General features: G+C 42.7%; 19 protein-coding genes and 1 tRNA gene. 15 read left to right on the top strand and 5 right to left on the bottom strand.

Annotated elements, in window-relative coordinates; all coding sequences use genetic code 11:
• Window positions 1-110 precede the first annotated feature (110 nt).
• Together AC1RM2_RS26715 and AC1RM2_RS26710 are read right to left on the bottom strand one after the other, a co-directional pair.
• Complete coding sequence (locus tag AC1RM2_RS26715; RefSeq protein WP_492988156.1) at window positions 111-233, bottom strand: hypothetical protein; 123 nt, start codon at window positions 231-233, stop codon at window positions 111-113.
• A 302-nt stretch (window positions 234-535) separates the two neighbouring features.
• On the bottom strand, window positions 536-4,705 hold the full coding sequence (locus tag AC1RM2_RS26710; protein WP_492988155.1) for a hybrid sensor histidine kinase/response regulator transcription factor: 4,170 nt from the start codon (window positions 4,703-4,705) through the stop codon (window positions 536-538).
• 801 nt (window positions 4,706-5,506) lie between these two features.
• Here AC1RM2_RS26710 and AC1RM2_RS26705 point away from each other — a divergent pair.
• Both AC1RM2_RS26705 and AC1RM2_RS26700 read left to right on the top strand, forming a co-directional pair.
• A complete protein-coding gene (locus tag AC1RM2_RS26705; protein WP_492988154.1) occupies window positions 5,507-7,204 on the top strand; it encodes a cellulase family glycosylhydrolase in 1,698 nt (565 codons plus the stop codon).
• Window positions 7,205-7,365: 161 nt separating this feature from the next.
• The gene (locus AC1RM2_RS26700; protein ID WP_492988277.1) at window positions 7,366-7,515 is read left to right on the top strand and encodes a DUF5712 family protein; all 150 of its coding nucleotides are present in this window, start codon (window positions 7,366-7,368) and stop codon (window positions 7,513-7,515) included.
• A gap of 402 nt (window positions 7,516-7,917) precedes the next feature.
• On the opposite strand, the gene AC1RM2_RS26695 is transcribed toward AC1RM2_RS26700, so the two are convergent.
• A tRNA-Ser gene (locus tag AC1RM2_RS26695) sits at window positions 7,918-8,004 on the bottom strand.
• Between the two features lie 82 nt (window positions 8,005-8,086).
• Entirely contained in the window at window positions 8,087-10,156 is a 2,070-nt protein-coding gene (locus AC1RM2_RS26690) for an HD family phosphohydrolase (RefSeq protein ID WP_492988153.1), read from the bottom strand.
• Between the two features lie 247 nt (window positions 10,157-10,403).
• On the opposite strand from AC1RM2_RS26690, the gene AC1RM2_RS26685 reads away from it, so the two are divergent.
• The 9 genes from AC1RM2_RS26685 to AC1RM2_RS26645 all read left to right on the top strand — a co-directional run bounded on the left by AC1RM2_RS26685 (window position 10,404) and on the right by AC1RM2_RS26645 (window position 19,785).
• Window positions 10,404-11,261, top strand: coding sequence for an SPFH domain-containing protein (locus AC1RM2_RS26685; protein WP_477389310.1), 858 nt, complete (start codon window positions 10,404-10,406; stop codon window positions 11,259-11,261).
• A 4-nt stretch (window positions 11,262-11,265) separates the two neighbouring features.
• Window positions 11,266-11,805, top strand: coding sequence for a hypothetical protein (locus AC1RM2_RS26680; protein ID WP_492988152.1), 540 nt, complete (start codon window positions 11,266-11,268; stop codon window positions 11,803-11,805).
• Window position 11,806: 1 nt separating this feature from the next.
• Window positions 11,807-11,971, top strand: a complete 165-nt coding sequence (locus AC1RM2_RS26675) for a type II toxin-antitoxin system antitoxin (RefSeq protein WP_274208497.1) — start codon at window positions 11,807-11,809, stop codon at window positions 11,969-11,971.
• A 189-nt stretch (window positions 11,972-12,160) separates the two neighbouring features.
• Complete coding sequence (locus tag AC1RM2_RS26670) at window positions 12,161-13,339, top strand: acetyl-CoA C-acyltransferase (protein WP_492988151.1); 1,179 nt, start codon at window positions 12,161-12,163, stop codon at window positions 13,337-13,339.
• Window positions 13,340-13,741: 402 nt separating this feature from the next.
• Window positions 13,742-14,668, top strand: coding sequence for a hypothetical protein (locus tag AC1RM2_RS26665; RefSeq protein WP_492988150.1), 927 nt, complete (start codon window positions 13,742-13,744; stop codon window positions 14,666-14,668).
• A gap of 129 nt (window positions 14,669-14,797) precedes the next feature.
• Window positions 14,798-16,294, top strand: a complete 1,497-nt coding sequence (locus tag AC1RM2_RS26660) for a POT-type proton-dependent oligopeptide transporter (protein WP_492988149.1) — start codon at window positions 14,798-14,800, stop codon at window positions 16,292-16,294.
• 49 nt (window positions 16,295-16,343) lie between these two features.
• Window positions 16,344-17,075 (top strand): polyprenol monophosphomannose synthase, encoded by a 732-nt coding sequence (locus tag AC1RM2_RS26655; protein WP_492988148.1) that lies wholly within the window; start codon window positions 16,344-16,346, stop codon window positions 17,073-17,075.
• A gap of 203 nt (window positions 17,076-17,278) precedes the next feature.
• Window positions 17,279-18,301, top strand: coding sequence for a Holliday junction branch migration DNA helicase RuvB (gene ruvB, locus AC1RM2_RS26650; RefSeq protein WP_147052417.1), 1,023 nt, complete (start codon window positions 17,279-17,281; stop codon window positions 18,299-18,301).
• Between the two features lie 257 nt (window positions 18,302-18,558).
• Window positions 18,559-19,785, top strand: a complete 1,227-nt coding sequence (locus tag AC1RM2_RS26645) for a Gfo/Idh/MocA family protein (RefSeq protein WP_492988147.1) — start codon at window positions 18,559-18,561, stop codon at window positions 19,783-19,785.
• 472 nt (window positions 19,786-20,257) lie between these two features.
• Here AC1RM2_RS26645 and ispE read toward each other — a convergent pair whose 3' ends face one another.
• Window positions 20,258-21,058, bottom strand: a complete 801-nt coding sequence (ispE, locus tag AC1RM2_RS26640) for a 4-(cytidine 5'-diphospho)-2-C-methyl-D-erythritol kinase (protein WP_492988146.1) — start codon at window positions 21,056-21,058, stop codon at window positions 20,258-20,260.
• A gap of 382 nt (window positions 21,059-21,440) precedes the next feature.
• Between ispE and AC1RM2_RS26635 the strand changes: the two genes are divergently transcribed.
• From AC1RM2_RS26635 to AC1RM2_RS26620, 4 genes are all read left to right on the top strand, one after another.
• Complete coding sequence (locus tag AC1RM2_RS26635) at window positions 21,441-22,262, top strand: thymidylate synthase (RefSeq protein ID WP_492988145.1); 822 nt, start codon at window positions 21,441-21,443, stop codon at window positions 22,260-22,262.
• 113 nt (window positions 22,263-22,375) lie between these two features.
• Entirely contained in the window at window positions 22,376-22,564 is a 189-nt protein-coding gene (locus tag AC1RM2_RS26630; RefSeq protein WP_492988144.1) for a hypothetical protein, read from the top strand.
• Window positions 22,561-22,947, top strand: a complete 387-nt coding sequence (locus AC1RM2_RS26625) for a type II toxin-antitoxin system death-on-curing family toxin (protein ID WP_492988143.1) — start codon at window positions 22,561-22,563, stop codon at window positions 22,945-22,947. Before AC1RM2_RS26630 ends, AC1RM2_RS26625 begins: the two co-directional genes overlap by 4 nt.
• Window positions 22,944-23,426 carry a dihydrofolate reductase gene (locus AC1RM2_RS26620; RefSeq protein ID WP_492988142.1) on the top strand — a complete coding sequence of 161 codons (483 nt, stop codon included), beginning with the start codon at window positions 22,944-22,946 and terminating at the stop codon, window positions 23,424-23,426. The genes AC1RM2_RS26625 and AC1RM2_RS26620 overlap by 4 nt, the downstream gene beginning before the upstream one ends.
• Window positions 23,427-23,428: the final 2 nt, after the last annotated feature.

Genomic DNA, 23,428 nt, shown 5'->3' with positions numbered 1-23,428 from the left:
TTTTCCTCCCATCGCTTTTATAGTTAAATTGAATTTATTACCTCCGTGCAATGGCCGAATGGCACACGCTAACATTCAGATTAAATAAGATAATTCATGTGAAAAGCCCGTTATTGTTGCAGGCAGCGCATGCTGCCCGATTGTATATGCGGTATTACTGATGGCTCCCGAACGATTTTTGGTAACTGCCAGGCAGGCAAATAACAGGCGCTAATAAGTACACGTTTTGGCATAATGCTCAGTTTAATCAGGTTGTTATTAAAATTGGTTATGTTCCTGCATCATTACATAATGACAGGCCTGCGGCAGCTATGTTGAATTTATGCCGCTTTGTATAGGTTAAAATTACAAGGGGCACCGCAATCGATTGTTTAAAAATAGGGGCACAAATGTTAAGGCGCCTTAACTACCTTATTTTAAGATAGTTAAAGTATTAAACATTGATTTAATGATAAAAAATGTAAAAAAAACCGACGGAAAGGTTAACAAAATGGGCCAAAAGAAAGGTGAAACCCAAGGCCATACGCCGCAATTATCAGGCTTTATCAGCCTGTTGCTTACTTTTTTGCTGATACGCCGATGGAAGACAATTGAATTCGGCTTTAAAAGAGCGTACAAAATACTTCTGGCTTTTAAAGCCTACCTTGTATGATATCTGGGATATGGTTAGCTGCGAGTTCTCGAGCAATTGAGCGGCACGCTTTAAACGGATAGACCTGACCAATTCTACCGGAGACTTTCCGGTTAAGGTGAGCGCCCTTTTATATAGGGTAACGCGGCTCACACATAATTCGCTACTGAGCTCTTCTACCGAGAAATCGGCATTATCGATATTTTTTTCGATAATCAGTAAGGCTTTTTTAATAAAAGCCTCATCGAACGACTCGGGCGCAACATCTGTTGGCTTGACATCAAGCTGTTTTTGATAGGTTTTGCGCATATCCTGCTGTATGGCCAGTATATTTTTTAGTTTGGATAGCAGGATCTCGAAGTTGAATGGTTTGGTGAGGTAATCATTGGCACCTGTTTCAAGGCCCTTTAACTGTTGCTCCTCGCCGGTTATAGCGGTAAGTAAAACAACCGGTATGTGCGATGTCCGTTTATCGTTACGTATTTTACGGCAAAGGTCTATCCCATTCATTTCGGGCATACTTATATCGCTAACTACCAGGTTTGGATGCAGGGCCAGGGTTTTTTGCCAGCCTTCTTTGCCGTTAGCGGCCTCTACAATATGAAAAAAATCGTTTAAATTGTCTTTTAAATAAAAGCGGAAGTCTTCATTGTCTTCAACCAGTAAAACAGTTAGTTTTTTAGCTGCAGCAACACCTCCTGATTGTTGCAAGACCTGTCCGCCGGCCTCTGAAAGTTCTGCCAGGCTAGGTCCATCGTCGGACCATTGTTCTTCCGCCTCAGCCATTATGTGCGCAGGCAGTAAAATAGTAAAATAGCTTCCCTGCCCAGGTTCGCTTTCTACACATATTTCGCCATTATGCAGCTTTACAAATTCCTTTGTTATCGACAGGCCAATACCGCTACCCTGGTTAACCATAGATCCGGGAATATCGTTTTGAAAAAAACGTTCAAAAATTTTATCCTTTTTATCCGCGGGAATGCCTATGCCGGTATCAATAACCTTTATTTCGAGCAGCTCTTGACCGGGTGTTTGTTTGGTTGATAATAATACGCTTACATGCCCGCCTTCGGGTGTAAATTTAAATGCATTGGAAAGGAGGTTAAATATGATACGTTCTATTTTATCATGGTCAAAATTGATCTGCAGGTTTTCAATTTCCGAATCGAATACAAACCCGATATGTTTCTTTTCGGCAATATCCGAAAAGGAATAAGACATTTCCTTGATAAAGCTAACAATATCGCCGTTCCGGGCGTGTAATTTAAGTTCCTGCACTTCCATCTTCCGAAAATCAAGCAACTGGTTTACAAGATTTAACAACCTTTTAGCGTTTCGCCTTATCATATTCAGCTGCTCGCCCCGCTCTTTATCGGCATCAATGAGCATTTTATCAACAGGGGCCATAATCAATGATAATGGCGTTCTGAACTCATGACTTACATTGGTTAAAAACTTAGTTTTCAACTGATCAAGCTCCTGCATACGCTTAACCTCCTGCCGTTCCTGTTCAATTAACAACTTTGCCTCCTGCTTCTCTTTTTCGGCGATAAACTCTCTTCTTATTTTTTGTATTCCGCGCCGGCGTATCAAAAAAAGCGTTCCGGTTATCAGCAACAGGTAAATGACATAAGCTAAAGTAGATTTCCAGAACGGGGGCAATACCTTAATTTTTAATTTTATATAGCTGGGTTTCCATTTCCCCTCCTGGCCAATAGCACGTACCTTAAAAATATAATCGCCCGCATCAAGGTTTGTGTAGGTAGCTTTCCGGGTGGCATTGTCTGCAGTAAGCCACCCTTTATCGAAACCTTCCATCATGTACTGATGCGTTATTTTATTGGGGTTAAAGAAATTTATCGCGGCAAATTCAATGGTAAACACATTTTCGCTGTGATTCAGCGTTATCTCCTGTGTGGCCGAAATTGCTTTAGATAATACGACATGGCCGTCAACTGCTTCATTGGCTGCTACGGTTTTGTTGAATAGCTGAAAACCGGTGAAAATTAATTTAGGCTCATCGATATTCGGGTGTATACCCAGTGGATCGAAAATATTGAAGCCGTGCGAGCCGCCAAATACCAATTCTCCCTTATTGGTTTTTAAAGCTGCATTTATACTGAACTCTCTGCCCTGCAGGCCATCTGTTTCATCAAAACTTTCAAATTCAAACTTATAGGTACCATTGCCAGGTTGCAGTGTTATGCGGCCAAGCCCCTTTGATGTACTTAGCCACATTGCGCCCCTATTATCTTCCAATACATTCAAAACCTGGTTGTCGGGCAACCCTTCCTTTTTAGTCAGCGAGATAAAACGATTGGTTTCAGGGTTTAATATGCTCAGTCCGTCCCTTGTTGCTATCCACATCAGGCCGCGGCTATCCTGTGTGATACTATTAATGTTATCGCCAATCAAACTGTTAGGGTCGTTGTTCTTTTTATTATAATGTATAACGCCATGTCCATTTTTTAATATTTTATCTATGCCAAAATATCCCGCCACCCAAATGTCTCCCCCCTTATCCTCAAATAAAGCGGCTGTATATGGGCACCTGATTTCGGTTTGGCTGAACGGATGATAAAATATATTTTTCGCGCGGTCAAAAATTTCCAAACCGCTATCAAAAGTACCTATCCATAACCGGTTTGATGAATCTTCCAGGATATTCCACACCCGGTCATCAGCAATGCTCGTGGGTACCTTGTCATTATGTTTGTAGTGAATAAATTTTCTTCCGTCAAAATGGTCCAGCCCGCCAAAATAGGTACCTATCCATAGTTGCTGATCATGGTCGATACATAAGCTTACAATAATATCACTGCTAAGGCTGTTCGGGTTTCCCGGATCGTGTTTAAACTGGGTAAACTTGGCTGTTTTGCGATCAAAATAAATTAAACCGCCTCCATTGGTACCAATCCATAAATTACCGTTTCTATCCTCCACGAATTTATTAACGTCTTCAAACTTAAGGCTCGAGGGGTCTGAGGCAAAATGCCTGTATAAGGGAAACCTGATAATATTTTTATGATAATAACTTACCCCTTCTCTAAGGGTACTTGCCCATATGATGCCTGTGTTGTCTTTATAAAGCAATGCCGTGTTCTGTCCCAATGATTTTGCATCATCTTCCCTGTTCAGTAAATAAGTAATTTTGCCACTTTTTTTATCTAATACGTTTATTCCGCCATGATCAGTAGAAATCCATATAAGGCCGTTGTCGGCCTGAATAATATTAGTAATAATGTTCGACGTAAGTGGTGTCTCTGCCGATTCTTTTGCAATCTGCCGGAACTGTCCCGTCCGGGGGCTATAATAATAGGCATGGGAGTCTATATTCGGGTTAAACACCCAAAGATCGCCATCACCGTCGATAGTTACCGAGTAATTCCTACCCTTATTATTAGCAGCTTTTTTAAAAATATCTGTATGGTACGTAATTGCATTGCGTTTTACGTCAAATAGCTCTACTACGCCGTCGTCATAAGCAAGCCATAAATTGCCTCCTGAATCCTGCTTAATGTCTGTAACAAAATTTGAATATAATGACGGGCTGGAATTATGGTGATGATAGTAACGTGTGGCATTTTTTTTCAGTTCATTATACCTGTAAAGGCCCGAATCGGGACACAAAAACCAGAAGTCGCCTTTCCCGTTGCGAAGTATTTTGGAAACGCTAGGATACCCGGGAAGTTTGAAAGAATAAACCACTGGCAATACATCATTGTTAAACTGCTCCGTTTCGGGGTCATAAAACGAATATCCGCCCCGGGTTGTTATCCATAATTTTTTGTCGGGCCCTTCACAAATATTAATGATATAATCGTCATTAATGGAGTTTTTGTTATTTACATCGTGCTTAAATATCTTAAAAGTATAACCGTCATAGCGGTTAAGGCCCGAGGCCGTACCAAACCACATGAAGCCTTTGGGATCTTTAAATATGCAATTAACCTGGTTGTGAGATAGTCCGTTGCTTATATTGAGCCGCGAAAACTGGTATTGGCTGTTTTGTGCAAAATTGTTGGTGTAAGCAAAAAACAACACTGAAACGACAATATAAAGTTTTACACGCATTAAAATTTAGTTGAAATCTTCGAAATCGGGAACCTGGCGCCTTAGCAAGCCGGTATACTAAGGTAGTATAAAAGTAAGAAAAGTTGCAATTAAAGATATAAAAGTCTCCATTGCTGTATTTAGCCACGGGGAATAAATAAACCCAACTTTGAAGCCAGTGAGTTGCCAACGCTATGGTACGGACCATGCCCGAACTCTCCGATACCGAAACGATAAACACTTATTTAGATACCATTTTATCAATTTTATTTCAGAAAGAGCGGCTATTTATACAAAACCTTTACAAACGCCACATTTTCTTGACAAATTAACATTGAGCGCCCTATTTTCTAACTTTTGTGCCCCCATCATTCAATTATTTCTTCTGTAGTTTTACTACTCAATTAATAAACCTGGTACCAATTCAAATATTGCTGATTAAAATATAGCTGTTATTCCAACGGCTATGTATTGTTCACTTTAATTGCATTGTTTTCATTAATTGTCCTTCTGCATCGAAAAACAAGATTTAACCAATTAAACAAATAAACCGGATCAGACCCGTTTTATCCTATCGAAAAATGATACTAATGTTAAACTCCGCCTTATGCGGAATGGCAACTGCCTTTTCATTATTTTTTTTAATACCCCGTTGGCCAAAGGCAGTTATAAACATAACTGCCCATACCAATAGCTATATAAACCTTAAAGGCAATGATATATATATCCTCGTTTTACATGGTTGCCTAACATTTCCATACGCAATTAACCAATTTATTAATACAGGCAAATTTAAATGCCGCCAGTCTAACCATTTTTTTTATGAAGAAAACTTTAAGTTATTTTTTATGCATTCTTGCAATCCCGGCATTGACAAGATGTTCGAAGCAACAAACCGCTTCTCCGGATGTTAAGCCGCCCGTTAAAACGAGCACCAAAAAGCTGACCGCCACCAGTTATCCGAGTTACAATATTTCGCCGCTTCCGCCCGATCAAACAGGCGTTGCCAGTACGGCAACTCAGTTGGCTGCAAAGTTCCAGTTAGGGTGGAATATTGGAAACACCCTTGAGGCAACAGGCGGCGAAACAAATTGGGGTAATCCGATGGTAACCCAGGCACTTATCGACCAGGTTAAAAAAAGCGGTTTCACTGCAGTTCGTATCCCTTGCGATTGGGACCAATATGCTAATGCAACCACGGCGCAAATTCAGCAGGCATGGCTCGACAGGGTGAAGCAGGTTGTTCAGTACTGCGTTAACGATGGTTTGTATGTTATATTAAATATACATTGGGACGGCGGATGGTTGGAGAACAATTGCACCACCAGCGCACAGGCCGCCGTCAACGCCAAACAAAAGGCATTTTGGGAGCAGATAGCCACTCAAATGCGTGGTTTTGACGAACACGTGATTTTTGCAAGCGCCAATGAACCAGCTGTATCAGATGCTACAGGGATGGGGGTTTTACTGTCTTATCATCAAACGTTTGTTAATGCTGTTAGGTCAACAGGTGGTCACAATAGTTACCGGGTACTGCTTGTACAAGGGCCTGCCACTAATATCGACCTATCAAACAGTTTGATGAATACCCTTCCTACAGACCCGGCGGCCAACCGCCTGATGGTTGAAGTACACTATTATACCCCTTTTAATTTCGCCGGTTTGTCTGCGGATGCAAGCTGGGGCAATATGTTCTATTATTGGGGTAATGGCTATCATTCAACAAGCGATGCTTCACGAAATGCCACCTGGGGCGAAGAGTCAGATGCCCCCGCGGAGTTTCCGCTCATGAAGACAAAGTTTATTGATAAGGGCATCCCGGTAATATTGGGAGAATACGGGGCGATCCGCAGGTTCCAAACGCTTTCGGGGGATGCATTAACTTTGCACCAGGCCGGCAGGGCATACTATCTTAATTATATAACGCACCAGGCGTTGAAATATGGCTTGCGTCCATTTTATTTTGACGATGGCTCACAGGGAAATAATGCATTCAGAATTATTAACAGGCAAACTAACGGAGTTGCCGACCAGCAAGGTTTAGCCGCGGTGGCACAAGGCATTCAAAATGGTACATCCTCAACCATCCAGGTTGGACAAGTTTACCAGATTTATAATAGGAACAGCTTTAAAGCTCTGGAAATTGCTGGCTGGGGTACTGCAAATCAGACGCCGGCCGGCCAATGGGACTATTTAGCCGGCGCAAACCAACAATTTAAAATTGAAGATGCCGGGGGCGGTTACTACCGGTTAACCCCTATGCATGCCACCGGAAAATGTTTGGAAATGTATGGCTTTGGTACCGGCAATGGCGGTCAGGTAGATTTATGGGATTACAACGGCGGTACAAATCAAAAATGGTCAATTCAGATAACCGATAATGGTTATTATAAAATTACCAATGCAAACAGCGGAAAAGTATTGGACGTTGCAGCATCTTCGCTCAATAACGGCGGTGCACTTGACCAATGGACCTACTCCGGAGGCCGTAATCAGCAATGGGGGTTTGTGAAAATATAAGGTAGTATAAATCAACTAAATTATTTCACCAATTGCCAAAAATCTCTAATGCCTCTGTTTTAAATGAGGCGTTAGAGATTTTTTTGTTAGATATTGATGGTATGAATGACTTGTGCTGGTCAATCCAAATTATTCATTCAAATAAACTAAAACTATGGTAAATCGTTTGTTATTATATCCATAAGGATGAAGAAGTAAAACAGAGACTTGCCAAAAGGGGTGAGCAAAAACCGGGTGAGCAGATGCACATACAGATCATTTTCAGCAGGAAAGATATTACCGACAGCATCCGTTTAAGCCTGTTTTGCTAATTGATTTGGAGTCGTTCTTACTGCTACCTTACTACCGCCCGCACACGGCCCAGGTTTTGAATGCGGGCATAAGGTTTTTTTGCATCTCCCTGCCGTTGAGGCGTAGCTCCATTAAAAGGCTTAATTGTTCCACCGAGCGCTTAAATCCCGTGCAGTGTGGGATCAACAAAAACTCACTCACAACTATATTAAGCGAAAAATAACACTAATTAGCGGCAGTTTTGAGTACCGAAAAGTATTAACATAGTCAACAATCTACTTTTTCATCCAGAAATTACACCTGAGTCTTTTATCCCCCCACAACTTTTCGAACTGATCCTATTTTTGAGTGTTTCGGTAAATTAAAAAAGCCTGTAATCATATGATTTACAGACTTTTAATGTGTTTCAATAATCTTATCCGCGGTGAGGGAGGGATTCGAACCCTCGGTACAGTTTCCCGTACGTCAGTTTAGCAAACTGATCCTTTCGGCCTCTCAGGCACCTCACCAGTATTTTTTTAACTTGTCCCCCGTTTTCGGGATTGCAAATATAGTAATTCATGTTTCCCATCAAAAAAAAAGTTCGGATTTTTAATAATCTATCCGCACATGGTAAATACTCATCAGCATTCGCTTAAATATTTCTTTAATCGTTTCTATATCTTTCAGGGTTATATTACTGTCCTTCAACTGGTTCTGATCCAGTTTGTATTTTACAATCCTATCTACCAAAACGCTTATCGATTCTTCGTCAGGTTCCTTTAATGAGCGCGAAGCGGCCTCAACCGAGTCGGCAAGCATCAAAACACCGGCCTCTTTGGTGAAAGGAATGGGCCCGGGGTACCTAAAAATGTTTTCATTGATGAACTTTTCAGGAAAATTCTTCAATGACGACTGGTAAAAATAGTCTACCCGGGTATTACCATGGTGGGTGCGTATAAAATCGATAATCACCTCGGGCAGGTTGGCTTTGCGGGCCATCTCAATTCCTTTACTTACGTGCCGGATAATTACCTGCGCACTCTCTTCATAAGGCAACTTATCATGCGGGTTAAAGCCCGAACTTTGATTTTCGATGAAAAACAGCGGGTTTTCCATTTTACCTATATCGTGGTACAATGCGCCGGCCCTAACCAACAATGCATTGCCTCCTATGCTGTAAATGGCATTCTCGGCTAAATTGGCTACCTGTAACGAATGCTGGAAGGTACCGGGAGCTGTGAAGGCCAATTCACGCAGTAAAGGCGCGTTGGTATTGGTAAGCTCAATAAGCGTAATATCCGATGTAAGCGAAAATATCTTCTCAAATACATAAATCATTGGGTAGGCCAGCAGGGTAAGCAGCACACTCACCACAAAAGGCAAAAAGTCCATCCAGTCAATCTCCAGGAAGGTGCCTTCCCTGATAAACGAAATACCCAGGAAAGCCACAAAGTAGGTAAACACAATAATCCCGGCCGAAATGAGGAACTGCTCGCGGCGGATCAGGTTTTTGATACTATAAATAGATACCATCCCGGCGGTTATCTCATAGTAAGCAAACTCGAAACTATTGGGTACAAAAAAGCCTGCAATTAAAACCACCAGCAAATGAATATTAAGCGCCAAACGGGTATCAAACAAAATACGGATGATGATTGGTACTATACAGTACGGTATGTAATACAGGTTTACCGGGAACTGGAATTTAATAGCGGCCGATAGCGTAGCCAGCATAGCCGTAATTACCAGTAATATTAAACTTACCAGGCGGTTATCAGCATAAATATCCTTACGAAAAAGGTAAAGGAATATCATCAGCAATGATATGGCTATTGATACCAGCAAAAACTGCCCCAGCAACACCAATACACGGTTGCCGTTTACGCGGGCGTTATTTTCAAAAGCTTTTTTGTACGATTCAAGTTTTTGATAAACATCATCGTTAATGATGGAACCTTTATAAACTATTACCTCGCCTTTTTGCACCATTCCGCGGGTGATAGACAGTCCGTCGTACACTTCTTTTTCAAGCCTTACGGTCAGGTTATCATCATAGCTTAAATTATTCTGGATGCGGTTTTGCAGCAAATCAAGCATAAAAGCCCTGTCAATATCTGTTCGCTTACTCAATACTTTATCGCAATAAGCCAGCGCACTTTCCCTGGTAAAAAGGGTATTTGTGTTTTTATCGGTTGCTACGTTTTTATTTAAAATAGTAATGGGATAGTTGTTGGCATGTTGCAGGTACTTATCATTGAGTTTTAAAATGCCTGTTTCATACAAATTTGTTAACAAGGCTATCCCGGCATCAATATACTTCGATTTAAGTTTATCATTAATTCCCGCATTATGCCACTTTATTTCCAAATCGGTTTTAAAGCCGTCAATCTGCTGGCCTCCCGCGGCCGCATCAAGCTGGTATACCGGGGTGATGCTTTCGTACGCAGTTTTCTTCTCGTTATCAATTTCCTGGGGGGTTTTTAGGATAGCAAAATTATAGGGCGATACCAGGTCCTTTTGGTTCCAGATGCGTCCTTTTTCGTACTCATAACTAAATTTTGCCTGCTTGGGTAAAAAGAAAACGATAAGGCAGATGCTCACCAGCATCATCAAAAACTTAACGTTGCGGGCATATTTGCGCATTAAGGCTTTTTGCCGCGAGGTAGATAGTTTTGCCATGTATGTAATTAACCGTGCAAAAATAACTTTTTTGAAACAGAGTTAAGAATCAAGAGTCAAGAATCAAGACAGGACTTGTAAGCGGAACATACCGCCTAACTTTATTTACATGCCTGATTTATCAAATTATGCTTTTTATCTTGATTCTTGACTCTTAATTCTTGATTCTTTTTCCCTGATTTATTTGCATTTACAAAATAAAAAATGATATCTTTGTGATATCATTTTAAAATCAAACTAAATCACCATGGACTCCGAAAAAACCATCAATCCTCCCTCTGGCTTTGCGGCTTTTGCCTTACTGCTTGTTGTATTGGCTGTAGCTGCTGTTTGCTTATTTATTGGCGAAGAGCCCATAGGCGCTATATTAGGCGTACTGGGTTTTGTTTTTATACTACCCGGCCTGGTTATAGTAAACCCCAACGAATCAAAAGTGCTTACCCTTTTTGGTAAATATGTGGGCACAGTAAAAAAAGACGGCTTTTTTTGGGTAAACCCTTTTACTGTAAAAAGAAAAGTTTCATTGAGGGCATTTAACCTTAACGGGCAGCAACTAAAAGTAAACGACAGCATTGGCAACCCTATTGAAATTGCTGCTGTTATTGTGTGGCAGATAAAGGATACCGCCAGCGCCGTATTCGCTGTCGAAAATTATATCCAGTATGTAAACATACAAAGCGAGGCTGCTGTAAGGCACCTTGCCAACTCGTTCCCCTATGATAACCTGGAGGACGAAACAGCTACCATCACCTTACGCGGAGGTGCCGAGCAGGTAAGCCTTTTACTTGAAAAAGAATTAAATGAAAGGCTCGACCGCGCAGGTATTGAAGTACTGGAAGCAAGAATATCGCACCTGGCCTATGCGCCAGAGATTGCACACTCGATGTTACAGGTACAACAGGCTTCGGCCATTATTGCCGCCCGCAGGCTTATTGTTGAGGGTGCTGTAGGCATGGTGGAGATGGCGCTGAACAAGCTGTCAGAAAAAAACATCGTAGAGCTTGACGAAGAAAAGAAAGCGGCCATGGTAAGCAACCTGCTGGTTGTGCTATGCGGCGACAGGAGCGTTAACCCCGTGGTAAACACCGGCACTTTATATCATTAATAATATGGAGCAATTCAGAAGTTTTGACCAGTTACGCACCAACCAGCTTATCATCATCAGAAATGGCTTTTTCAGGCCATCGTTTGAACTTAGCGACGGGCAATTTAGCTATGGCAAGCTACACCACGGCAACATATGGAAAACTATTACGATCCTGGAATCGGCACAAAAAACGTGGATCATAAAACGCAAGGCAATTTTTAGCCGCACTTTATTGATAAAGGATGTTAACGAAATAGAATTGGGGGCTATAACCCCCGAAATATTATCCCGTAAGGTAAAACTGAGCATGAACAATGGTTTTGAAGCCGCATATGCATACAAAAAGCTTTTTACCCGCACATTCAGCTTAACAAGCGATCAGTATGGCGACATTTTAAGTGTAAAAACGGCTATGTGGGGTTTCAAAAAGCCATTTGAGGTATCGGTAGACCTGGATAAGCTGAAAAGCATCCCCGATATGCCATTGCTGGTGCTATTAGGGGTAAATTTAATTTTAATAAAACAAGCACAGGCTGCAGCCGCAGCAGGCACTGGGGGTTGATATGGCTGAGAAAAAGGCATTTGTATTACGCATTAATCCCGATGTATTAAAGGAACTGGAAGCCTGGGCTGCCGAAGAATTCAGAAGCACCAACGGGCAAATAGAATACCTGATGCAGCAGGCACTGCTTACACGTAAAAAAGGGGCGAAGAAGAAAAAGGAGTAATTTTTTAGTTCATAGATCATGGTTCATGGTAAAATCTCGTAAAATCTGAGTTTCGGCCATGAACCATGATCTATGAACCATCAACAATGATCTATGATCTATAAGCCACGAACCATTTATTATGCATGCATAGCTTTCAACTCTCCCCAAAATAACTAAATTTGCCCTACCAATTTTAATGAGGGACACATGAAAGAAGTAGTAATAGTAGCCGCCACCCGTACGCCTATTGGCAGTTTCGGTGGCAGCTTAGCCGCTATAGGCGCCACGCAACTTGGGGCGCTGGTAATCAAATCGGCAGTCGAAAAGGCCGGGTTAAAGCCAGATCAAATACAGGAAGTTTATATGGGGAATGTAATGTCGGCCAATTTGGGCCAGGCACCGGCTACCCAGGCGGCTATATTTGCCGGCCTACCCTATTTGCCTGCCACTACGGTTAATAAAGTTTGCGCTTCGGGCATGAAGGCTATTATGCTTGCTGCACAAAGCATAGCCATTGGCCAAAACGATGTTGTGGTTGCCGGGGGAATGGAGAGCATGAGCAACGTACCCTATTACCTGGATAAAGCCCGCAACGGCTATCGCTTAGGCAACGGGCAAATTATTGATGGCCTGGTAAAAGATGGCCTTTGGGATGTATATAATGATTACCACATGGGCTCAGCAGCCGAGCTTTGCGCCGTTGATTGTAACATCAGCCGCGAAGATCAGGATGCATTTGCCATTGAGTCATACAAGCGCGCACAATCAGCCCAGGCCGAGGGTAAATTCAAGGATGAAATAACTCCTGTTGAACTAAAAGATAAAAAAGGCGATGTCACCCTGTTTACCGATGACGAGGAACCCAAAGCCGTTAAGTTTGATAAAATCCCTTCATTAAAACCCGTATTTAAAAAAGATGGCACGGTAACGGCTGCCAATGCATCAACCCTAAATGATGGCGCGGCGGCTTTGGTATTAATGAGCCGTGAAAAAGCCGATGAACTGGGCATTAAACCGCTTGCCCGTATTGTATCCTATGCCGATGCGCAGCAGGCGCCCGAATGGTTTACCACCGCCCCATCAAAGGCTATTCCGTTGGCATTACACAAAGCTGGTTTGTCATCAGATCAAATCGACTTTTTCGAGATAAACGAGGCATTTTCTGTTGTAGCTATCGCCAATAACCAATTGTTAAAGCTCGACCCCGCAAAAGTTAATGTAAATGGTGGTGCAGTTTCATTAGGCCACCCGCTGGGCGCATCGGGTGCACGAATCATTGTTACCTTAATTAACGTATTACAACAAAACCAGGGCAAATTTGGTGCAGCCGGAATTTGTAACGGCGGCGGCGGCGCCAGCGCAATGGTTATCGAAAATTTACGTTAGTAGGTTTAAATAGCAGGTGAAAAAAATTTGCGAAATATGGAGGAGGAATGACGCACATTGCATGGCGGCGAAGACTCACCCCGACATCGCTGCGCTTGTCACCCCTCTCTCCGCTTCGCGCATAGAGGGGACAAATAAAACAAAAATGTGCTCAACCCTCTTTGCGGCGTAAGCCGGAGAGAGAGTCGGCCAGCGCAGCGTAGCCGGGGTGAGTCGTGACCAGCGTTCGAAGCCAATGTTTGATAAATATCGGGTAGCCCGTCGAAGCATAGCGGGCAAAGGCTCTTCGCACATCCTTCGACGGGCTCAGGATGACAGGCCATAGCACATTGAACGTCCGATACCTGTAACAACATATTTATCAATATATAGCTATATTAGTACAAAAATCATACTAACACCGTGATCAAAAAGCTTCTCCTATTTCTCCCCGCGCTTTTATTGAGTATCCATACCTATGCCCAACACTCTGACGAGAACGCGCATATTAAACAGTTAAAACTTTACGAAGACACCTTAAAAACATTAGGTAAAACATTTATTAACGACGAAACCGACCTGGTGCGGAAAAATGCCAACTATAAGTTTATTAAAACAATGGTTAGCGCGTTAAAAGTACCCAACTCGTTCCTGTATCACTTTGATTCTGTAAAAACCATCAGTATCATCAATTCGCCCGATAACCGCTTCCGTATTTTTACCTGGCCTATTATGAACGAGGATGGCAGCTATCGTTTTTACGGCACCATACAAATGAATACCGGCGGCTTTTTAAAAATGTACCCTTTAGAAGATTACTCTCCCTTTTTTAAAAACCCCGAAGATTCCGTGGTAAATAACCGCAAATGGCTGGGCGCGCAGTATTATAAAATAGTACCTGTTTACGCCGCCAAAACCTACTACATTTTGTTAGGCTGGAAGGGCAATACGGTAAAATCGACCAAGAAAGTAATTGATGTGCTTTCATTTAATGATGCCGGGCCGGTATTTGGCATGCCGGTATTTGATGGCAACGGCAAAACCCGCAAACGTGTAGTATTTGAGTATGCCCGCCAGACCTCGATGTTGTTAAGATACGTACCAGAGCAAAACCTCATCGTGTTTGACCACCTTGCCCCGCCTGATGCCAAAGGAAAAAACAAACCCGAAACCTTTGGGCCCGATCTTACTTACGATGGGTATAAATTAAAGAATGGCCGTTGGGTGTATGTTGAACAGCTGGATATGCGCAACGTGCCTGATAATTCCAGCAATACTATCGATCCCCAATATGTCGACCCAAAAAAACAAGCACTACGTGATAAAAAACTTGTTCCAACATCACATTAATTTTAGAATTATAGCCACGTTACCAACTAATAATCAAAACAATCCACAGATAGCTTGTAACACTTTCGGTATAAAATTTTGATTTAAAAGATTTATACTACTTTAGCAAAACTTTAAGTTGACAAATAAATGCAGGAAAAAACAGCAGCACAATCACGATCGATAGGTAAAATTCCAAGGGCAGTACCATTCATTATAGGCAATGAATTTGCAGAGCGTTTCAGTTTTTACGGAATGCGGAGTATCCTGGCTGTTTTTTTAGTTCACCAGTTTTTCAGCCATGAAAATTCGGTTGAAGCCAATGCCCACTCCAATAGTATCAACCACATGTTTTCTACCCTGGTTTATGCTACACCCCTGCTTGGAGCCATCCTTGCCGACTGGTTTTTTGGCAAATACCGCGTTATCCTCATCGGGTCGCTTATTTATACCATCGGGCACTTCCTTTTATCAATGTTTGATACCAACCTGGCCGGCTTCCAAACCGGCTTAATTATTATAGCATTTTCTGCAGGCGCCATCAAATCGTGCGTATCGGCCAACGTTGGCGATCAGTTTGACCACAGCAACCAACACCTCATGAGCACCATTTACAGCTGGTTTTACTTCAGCATCAATGCAGGCTCGATGGTAAGCTTATTCCTGATCCCTTTAATTTACGATAAATTTGGCGCCGCCTGGGCATTTGGCGTACCGGGTATATTAATGGCATTGGCCACTTTAATATTTTTCTCGGGCAGCAAAAGCTATGTAAAGCTTCCGGCCAAGGGCATTAACAAAGATAATTTTGTATCAGTAAGCTTTTACACATTAATGTGTAAGCTAAGCCCAAAAGCACCGGGAACAGCCTGGGAACAAGCCGAAGCCAAATACGGTTATGATAAAGTTGACGGCATTAAAGCTGTTTGGCGCATTATGGCTGTATTTGCTTTTATCCCGGTTTTTTGGTCGTTGTGGGATATGAATAGTGCCGAGTGGGTGCTGCAATCTGTCCACCTCGATTTAAACTTAGGTGTTTTCGGATGGAAGATTCTGCCATCTCAAATACAAACAGTAAACGCCGTTTTCCTGTTGGCAATGATACCGCTTTTCAATTTCTTGTTGTATCCACTGGCAACTAAACTGGGCTTAAAGCTCACTCCGCTTCGTAAAATAGGCTTTGGTTTATTGGTTACAGCAGGCAGCTTTTTAATCATCTCCTTACTACAGGAAAAAGTTGATAAAGGCCTGCACCCATCTGTTTGGTGGCAGATTTTTGCCTACGCCGTATTATCAGCAGGCGAAGTATTGGTTTCATTAGTAGGCCTGGAATATGCGTATACGCAATCGCCGGTATCTATGAAGAGCACCATGACGGCTATCTGGTATTTTACCTATTCGGTAGGCTCATTCTTCAATACTATTGTTAATAACAGCATTGCAAACCATGGTTATTTTGCCCGTTTTACCGGCGCATCTTTCTTTTGGCTTTTCACAGGTATCTGCCTTGCCTTTTTTGTGGTATTTCTTTTTGTAAGCCCACGATTAAAGGAAAAAGCGTACCTGGTAGATGAAGTGCTGGCAAAAGGATTAGATATTCATGACGATAAAGTAACTCCAATTCATCCCGATAACCCAATTGTATAATAAAATCCGTTGTTTTGTGTTTTATTTCATCAAACATCAGAAATAGCGCGTGCCAGATAGTATTATAATTATACCTACTTATAACGAGAAGGAGAACATTGAGCGGATGATCCGCAAAATATTTTCCCTCCCGCATGATTTTCATTTGCTCATCATCGATGACGGATCGCCGGATGGCACCAACGTTATTGTAAAAAATTTAATGAATGTATACCCCGAGCAGCTTTTTATAGTGGAGCGGGCGGGGAAACAGGGCTTAGGCACTGCCTATATCCACGGTTTTAAATGGGCCATTGAGCGCCATTACGATTATATTTTTGAAATGGATGCCGATTTCTCGCACAATCCGGATGATTTGCTAAAGCTGCGGCAAGCCTGTATTGATGGTGCCGATGCGGCCATAGGCTCGCGCTACAGCACTGGGGTAAACGTGGTAAACTGGCCCATGAGCCGTGTACTCATGAGTTACTTTGCATCGGTATACGTGCGTTTTATTACCGGGATAGATGTGCATGACTCCACAGCCGGATTCATGTGTTACCGCCGGAAAGTGCTGGAAACCATACAGCTTGATAAGATAAAATTTGTGGGCTACGCCTTCCAGATCGAGATGAAATACACTACCGTTAAACACGGTTTTAAACTGGTAGAGGTACCCATTATATTCATCAACCGTACCCTCGGTACGTCCAAAATGTCGTCGGGCATATTTGGCGAAGCTATTTTTGGCGTAATAAAAATGAAACTCAACAGCATTTTCAGGAAATACCCGGAGGGATGATATGAGATGTGAGATGTGAGATATTAGATTTGAGATAACAGCCTCAATGGCAATTTAAGTGTAGTAAAACATTTGAAAATCCATGTCATTCCCCTGTGTCATATCTCGAATATTAGAATTTCACAGCTGAACATGTAAAAAATCTGTCTCATATCTCACATCTCACATCTCAAATCTAATTAAAAAAGCTAATTTCGTTGGTAATGAACGAGCACCTTGATCCGGCACCGGAACGCCTCAGCAATACCGAGCGTGATATCGAAAAAGTTTTACGTCCGCAGCAGTTTGAGGATTTTACCGGTCAGCATAAAATATTAGCCAACTTAAAAATATTTGTACAGGCGGCCCGCCAGCGAGGCGAGGCGCTTGACCACGTATTGCTGCACGGCCCTCCGGGACTGGGCAAAACCACTCTCTCGCACATCATCGCCAACGAAATGAGCGTAGGCATCAAAATAACATCGGGCCCCGTACTGGATAAACCCGGCGATCTTGCGGGCCTGCTTACCAACCTGGAAACAGGCGATATTCTTTTTATTGACGAGATACACCGTTTAAGTCCACTGGTTGAAGAGTATTTATACTCGGCTATGGAGGACTTTAAGATAGATATTATGCTGGAGAGCGGCCCCAACGCCCGGTCTGTACAAATATCACTTAACCCATTCACCCTGGTAGGGGCCACTACCCGTTCGGGCCTGCTTACCGCGCCTTTAAGGGCCCGGTTTGGTATTAATGCCCGGCTCGAGTATTATGACGCCAAACTGCTTACTACCATTGTACTGCGGTCGTCATCTATCCTAAAAACACCTATTACCGATGAGGGGGCTTATGAAATTGCCCGCCGCAGCCGTGGTACACCCCGTATAGCCAATGCGCTATTACGCCGCACCCGCGATTTTGCCCAGATAAAAGGTGATGGCAATATTGATACCGCCATAGCCAAGTATGCCCTAAACGCCCTTAATGTTGATGAGCATGGCCTGGACGAAATGGATAACAAAATATTGAGCACCATTATTGATAAATTTAAAGGCGGCCCCGTTGGGTTAAAAACCATAGCCACCGCCGTTGGCGAAGATGAAGGTACCATTGAAGAGGTTTACGAGCCATTTTTAATACAGGAAGGCTTTTTAATGCGCACAGCCCGCGGCCGCGAATGCACCGAGAGCGCCTATAAACATTTGGGCAAAATAAAACTTGGGGGCAACCCATCGTTATTTTAAATTTCAGACGTTCACCTTCGGAGTTTAATTGAAGGTGAAGTTAAGTCACCCTATCCGCGGATATGTACAATGCTATTAAGGTAAGGAAAACATTAAAATTTCAGTTTCGCGCAAAGACGCCAGGACGCTAAGGAAAAATAAGCAAATCACTTTGCGGCTCTGCGTCTTTGCGCGAAAAAACTCTTAACTTAATAGTATTGGGGAGATTTAGAGGGGGCTTTTAGTAAGTTTGCGAACAATTATCTACCGATACTACTATGAAAACAATGTTCAACCATGGGGTTAAACTCTTTTTTACCTTGCTCTTTGTTAGCTGCGCAGCTATAACCATGGCGCAAACAACCATCCCTGCGCCTACCACCCCGATGGTGCCCAATAAGCCGGAGGCGTTACCGCCAGATACAGTAAAAAAGCTGGGAAAGGATACCGCTTTAATAAAAAAGGACACCGTCCCGGTGAAAAAAACACCCACCGGGCCAAAAGTAGGCATAGCCGGCCTAAACCACGATCATATCCACCTGATACTAAACGAATACCGCAACGGCAACGTTAATATTGTTGGCATTGCCGAACCGGATAAAAACCTTTGGGCCAAGTATGGCAAAATGTATGGCGTACCCGATTCCTTGTTTTTTGAAGATTTAAAAACCATGTGCCTGGCCCGCAAACCCGCAATAGTTTTAGGTTACAACGCGGTTGGCAAACACATAGATGTGGTAGAAACCTGCGCGCCGCTGCACATTTCGGTAATGGTTGAGAAACCTTTGGCCGCCACGCTTGAACAAGCCAGGCGCATGGAATTTCTGGCGCTTAAATATTACATCAACCTGCTTACCAATTATGAAACTACCTGGTACCCATCGGTACAAAGCGCTTATAATACCGTTAAAACAGATAGCGTAGGCATCATCCGCAAAATGGTGTTTCACGATGGCCACCAGGGCCCGCGCGAGATTGGCTGCAGCGAAGATTTTTTGAGCTGGTTAACAGATCCCATACTTAACGGTGCCGGCGCGCTAAACGATTTTGGCTGCTATGGCGCCAATATGATGACCTGGCTGATGCAGGGGCAGCGGCCAATAGCGGTTACAGCGGTGGCCAGGCATTACAAGCCATCGGTATACCCCAAGGTTGAAGACGATGCCACCATTATTGTTGAATACCCTAACGCCACCGGCATGATAGAAGCATCATGGAACTGGCCATACGGCATTAAAGACATGGAGATATTTGGCGCCAAAGGCTATATCCACACCTTTGATAAAGACAGCGTTGAAGTAAAAGTTAACAACAGCGTGCGCAGCTTTAAGGCGCCGGCTTTACCAGCGCCGGCCGATGCACCGGTACCCTACTTTACGGCCGCGCTTAAAAATCCCATTAAATCGCATAACGACCGGTCGTCGTTAAGATATAATATGATAGTGATGCAGATATTGGATGCAGCAAAAAGATCGATAAAAGAAGGTAAACGGATAGTGCTGTAAAATAGAGTCAAGAGGTTAGAATCAAGAGATAAGACAAAAATGTCTTGATGTCGAATTGTATGATTAACCATTTTTAATTATTTTACTGGTTGTTTTAATTTAGCCCCAGACATAAGGATGGAGTGGAGGCGAACCGGGTAGTTTTAAAGATTGAGGCACCCGGTTTTTCGGGCTGCTTTACCCGAGTTTTTGCGCAAAAAAATTCCTTTTATTTTTGTGTAAATAAATGCACCATTTGTATCAATAAATAGCGCATTTATTGCTGAAAAGTTGGGATTAATTACCTTATTTTTCACCCATTTATGTACAAATAAAGGGCAGTTTTGAAATATAAAAGGAAGCGTGTAAATTTGTACTGTTTACCCACAAATAAAAACGGTTTCTATGCTGTTTTAGCCCCAGGTCTTAAGTTCTAAGCCAAAAAAGAAAAAATTCAACTTTAGACTTACGACTTAGTACTGTTGACTTAACGCTACAGATAAAACACTTCGTTATCCGATTCTAAAAACTTCAGATCGGTCGGGCGGTCAAATATTCCGAACACTGATGCCCCGCTCCCACTCATGCTGGCATAAATTGCACCGGCCTCATAAAGGGCCGCTTTAACGCCGCGGATCCCGATATGATTTTTGAAGATGGAAGTTTCAAAATCATTTTTGATATACTTTTTCCAGTTGGCTATAGGCTCTGTTATAAGGTCCAGCAGGGAATCTTTAACCGGGGTTGGTTTTATACCGCTGAAGGCCTCAGAGGTAGAAATATGAATATCCGGCATTACCAGTACAATTTTGTAAGCCGATAGATCGAGTTTTATTGTTTCAAACTCATCCCCCCGCTCAAACGCGAATACGGGTTTATTTTCAATAAAAAATGCGCAATCGGCGCCAAGGCGGCGGGCATAGCTGGTCATTTCATCTACCGAAAGGCAAAGGTTAAACTGCTCGTTCATCAGCCTGATAAAAAAAGCCGCATCAGCCGATCCTCCGCCCAACCCGGCTCCTATTGGAATATTTTTATGCAGATGAATGCTTACGGGCGGTATGTCAAAGTCTTTTTTTAGCATGTGGTAGCCCTTTACGCAAAGGTTATCCTCGGCCCTGCCAGGAATATCAAGCCCGGACGAGGTAAAAGTAAGCTCATCACTCTCAACTACTTCCAGCGCATCTTTAATGTTAACGGGATAAAAAATGGTTTCGAGGTTGTGATAACCATCCGGGCGGCGTTCGGTAATATTCAGGCCTATGTTAATTTTTGCGTTGGGAAAAAGGATCATATTTTTAGTGAGTGGTTGATTGGGGTGAGTGGTGAGTAGTTATTAACTTTTGATAAATCCCCAGCCTACCCTGTCTCGTCTTAAATTAAAAAGGACATAATTGTCGCGCCGTAAAGTTATCATCTTCCTATTGATTAGGAATGATTAACAAACCTGTATTTTTACACATATTTAGGATAGTTAGTCTTATTTATTTTCCTTTGTACCTCGTTCATTGGTTCACTGGTTCATTAGTTCATTGGTAGCATAGCGTTTAATTTGCATGGTCGTCTCCAAAAAGTGGGGTGTTAAAAGCGGGATACCAGCGAATATTAAACCAACAGACAAGACCAATGAACTAATGAACCAGTGAACTAATAAACTAAAAAAATGAACTAAAAAAATGAAACAGTATCTCGATTTGATGAAGCATGTATTGGAAACCGGCGCGCAAAAGCACGACAGGACGGGTACCGGTACAGTAAGTGTGTTTGGCTACCAGATGCGTTTCAACCTTAAAGATGGTTTCCCCATGGTGACCACCAAAAAGCTGCACTTAAAATCAATCATCCATGAGTTGATATGGTTTTTAAGCGGCGATAGCAATATCCGTTACCTGAAAGAAAATGGCGTACGCATTTGGGACGAATGGGCCGATGCCGATGGTAACCTTGGCCCTGTATACGGCGTGCAATGGCGCAGCTGGCCAACACCTGATGGTGGCCATATTGACCAGATAGCCCAGGTGGTTAACCAAATTAAAAACAACCCCGATTCGCGCCGCATGATTGTTTCTGCCTGGAACGTAGCAGAAGTAAACCAAATGGCATTGCCACCTTGCCATAGCCTGTTCCAGTTTTATGTGGAGCCCCCTAACCCCCTGAAGGGGGAATTAAAAGGCAAGCTGTCGTGTCAGTTGTACCAACGCAGTGCCGATATATTTTTAGGTGTGCCTTTTAACATAGCGTCCTATGCGCTGCTTACCATGATGGTGGCACAGGTTTGCAATCTGGATTACGGCGATTTCATCCATACACTTGGCGATGCCCACCTATATAACAATCACCTGGAACAGGTTAACCTGCAATTGAGCCGCGAGCCCCGCCCGTTGCCAACTATGAAGATTAACCCGGAGGTTAAAGATATCTTCGGCTTTAAGTTTGAAGATTTTACGTTGGAAAATTATGATCCGCATCCGCATATTAAGGGTGTTGTGGCGGTGTAGTCATTGGTCATTGGTCATTGGTCATTGGTCATTGGTCATTGGTCATTGGTGAGAATTTTTGAGGTGTGCGATTGTTTGGATAGTTTGAAAATTAAAAATTTGTAGATTTGACTATGACTGCGGTTCAGATAAAAGAAGAAATACAAAAAGCATTGGATGATATGCCCGAAACCGCATTGGCCGATGTTTTAAATTTTGTAAAGCAATTTCAAACACATCCGTTTGAACAATCAACCCTCGATAATAATTTAAAAAAGATCATGAGCGAGGATAAAGGTTTATTGGAGCGCTTAGCCAAATGATCTCCATACAATCAGTTTTATATATTCACTCCCAATTAATTAAAAATTTTGGCGGTGGCGAAGGTGTAAGAGACCAGGGTGGCCTGGAAGCCGCCATCGCCCGGCCATATGCTACTTTTGACGGCATTGACTTGTACCCCGAACCCATTGATAAAGCTGCCGCTATTTTTGAGAGCTTAATTATTAACCATCCCTTTATTGATGGCAATAAGAGAACTGCCTACACGCTACTCAGATTAATGTTATTAAGTTTTGATTGGGATATCGAGGCATCTGAAGACGAAAAATACGATATGACAATAGCGGCAAGTACCGGACAGTTAAAGTTCGACGAGATAAAATTGTGGCTATCAACAAAAATCATTACCCAGAAAAATAAATGACTGTTTCTATCATAGTAGCTATCGCCAAAAATCGTGCGATCGGCAAAGACAATAAATTACTTTGGTATCTGCCTAATGATTTAAAGCATTTTAAAGATGTTACCACAGGGCATACCGTTATCATGGGCCGCAAAACATTTGATTCGGTAGGCAAACCATTGCCAAGGCGGCGCAATATTGTGGTTACCCGCCAGGACATCAGCATTGAGGGTTGCGAAGTGGTAAAATCAATTGAAGCAGCATTGGCGCTTTGTGCCGGCGAGGATGAAGTATTTATTGTAGGTGGTGCCGAAATTTACAGGCAGGCCATCCCGCTGACAAACCGCATATATCTCACCATAATTGACCAGGAATTTGAAGGTGACACTTTTTTCCCCGAGTTAAACACAGAAGACTGGCAAGAAACACAAAGGGAAAATTTTGAGCCCGATGACAAAAACAAGTATAGCTATTCGTTTATCACACTGGAGCGTCGCTAACA

It is taken from the genome of Mucilaginibacter sp. GW822-FHT03E02, assembly GCF_058801545.1.
This window is presented reverse-complemented; position numbering and strand designations above follow the sequence as displayed.

What these genes read in the sequence shown, in the direction of transcription:
- AC1RM2_RS26680 (WP_492988152.1), top strand. Translation starts at nt 11,266, where the DNA reads ATGGAGCAATTCAGAAGTTTTGACCAGTTACGCACCAACCAGCTTATC.
- AC1RM2_RS26685 (WP_477389310.1), top strand. Translation starts at nt 10,404, where the DNA reads ATGGACTCCGAAAAAACCATCAATCCTCCCTCTGGCTTTGCGGCTTTT.
- AC1RM2_RS26620 (WP_492988142.1), top strand. Translation starts at nt 22,944, where the DNA reads ATGACTGTTTCTATCATAGTAGCTATCGCCAAAAATCGTGCGATCGGC.
- AC1RM2_RS26625 (WP_492988143.1), top strand. Translation starts at nt 22,561, where the DNA reads ATGATCTCCATACAATCAGTTTTATATATTCACTCCCAATTAATTAAA.
- ruvB (WP_147052417.1), top strand. Translation starts at nt 17,279, where the DNA reads ATGAACGAGCACCTTGATCCGGCACCGGAACGCCTCAGCAATACCGAG.
- AC1RM2_RS26675 (WP_274208497.1), top strand. Translation starts at nt 11,807, where the DNA reads ATGGCTGAGAAAAAGGCATTTGTATTACGCATTAATCCCGATGTATTA.
- ispE (WP_492988146.1), bottom strand. Translation starts at nt 21,058, where the DNA reads ATGATCCTTTTTCCCAACGCAAAAATTAACATAGGCCTGAATATTACC.
- AC1RM2_RS26645 (WP_492988147.1), top strand. Translation starts at nt 18,559, where the DNA reads ATGAAAACAATGTTCAACCATGGGGTTAAACTCTTTTTTACCTTGCTC.
- AC1RM2_RS26630 (WP_492988144.1), top strand. Translation starts at nt 22,376, where the DNA reads ATGACTGCGGTTCAGATAAAAGAAGAAATACAAAAAGCATTGGATGAT.
- AC1RM2_RS26705 (WP_492988154.1), top strand. Translation starts at nt 5,507, where the DNA reads ATGAAGAAAACTTTAAGTTATTTTTTATGCATTCTTGCAATCCCGGCA.
- AC1RM2_RS26710 (WP_492988155.1), bottom strand. Translation starts at nt 4,705, where the DNA reads ATGCGTGTAAAACTTTATATTGTCGTTTCAGTGTTGTTTTTTGCTTAC.
- AC1RM2_RS26660 (WP_492988149.1), top strand. Translation starts at nt 14,798, where the DNA reads ATGCAGGAAAAAACAGCAGCACAATCACGATCGATAGGTAAAATTCCA.
- AC1RM2_RS26690 (WP_492988153.1), bottom strand. Translation starts at nt 10,156, where the DNA reads ATGGCAAAACTATCTACCTCGCGGCAAAAAGCCTTAATGCGCAAATAT.
- AC1RM2_RS26635 (WP_492988145.1), top strand. Translation starts at nt 21,441, where the DNA reads ATGAAACAGTATCTCGATTTGATGAAGCATGTATTGGAAACCGGCGCG.
- AC1RM2_RS26670 (WP_492988151.1), top strand. Translation starts at nt 12,161, where the DNA reads ATGAAAGAAGTAGTAATAGTAGCCGCCACCCGTACGCCTATTGGCAGT.
- AC1RM2_RS26715 (WP_492988156.1), bottom strand. Translation starts at nt 233, where the DNA reads ATGCCAAAACGTGTACTTATTAGCGCCTGTTATTTGCCTGCCTGGCAG.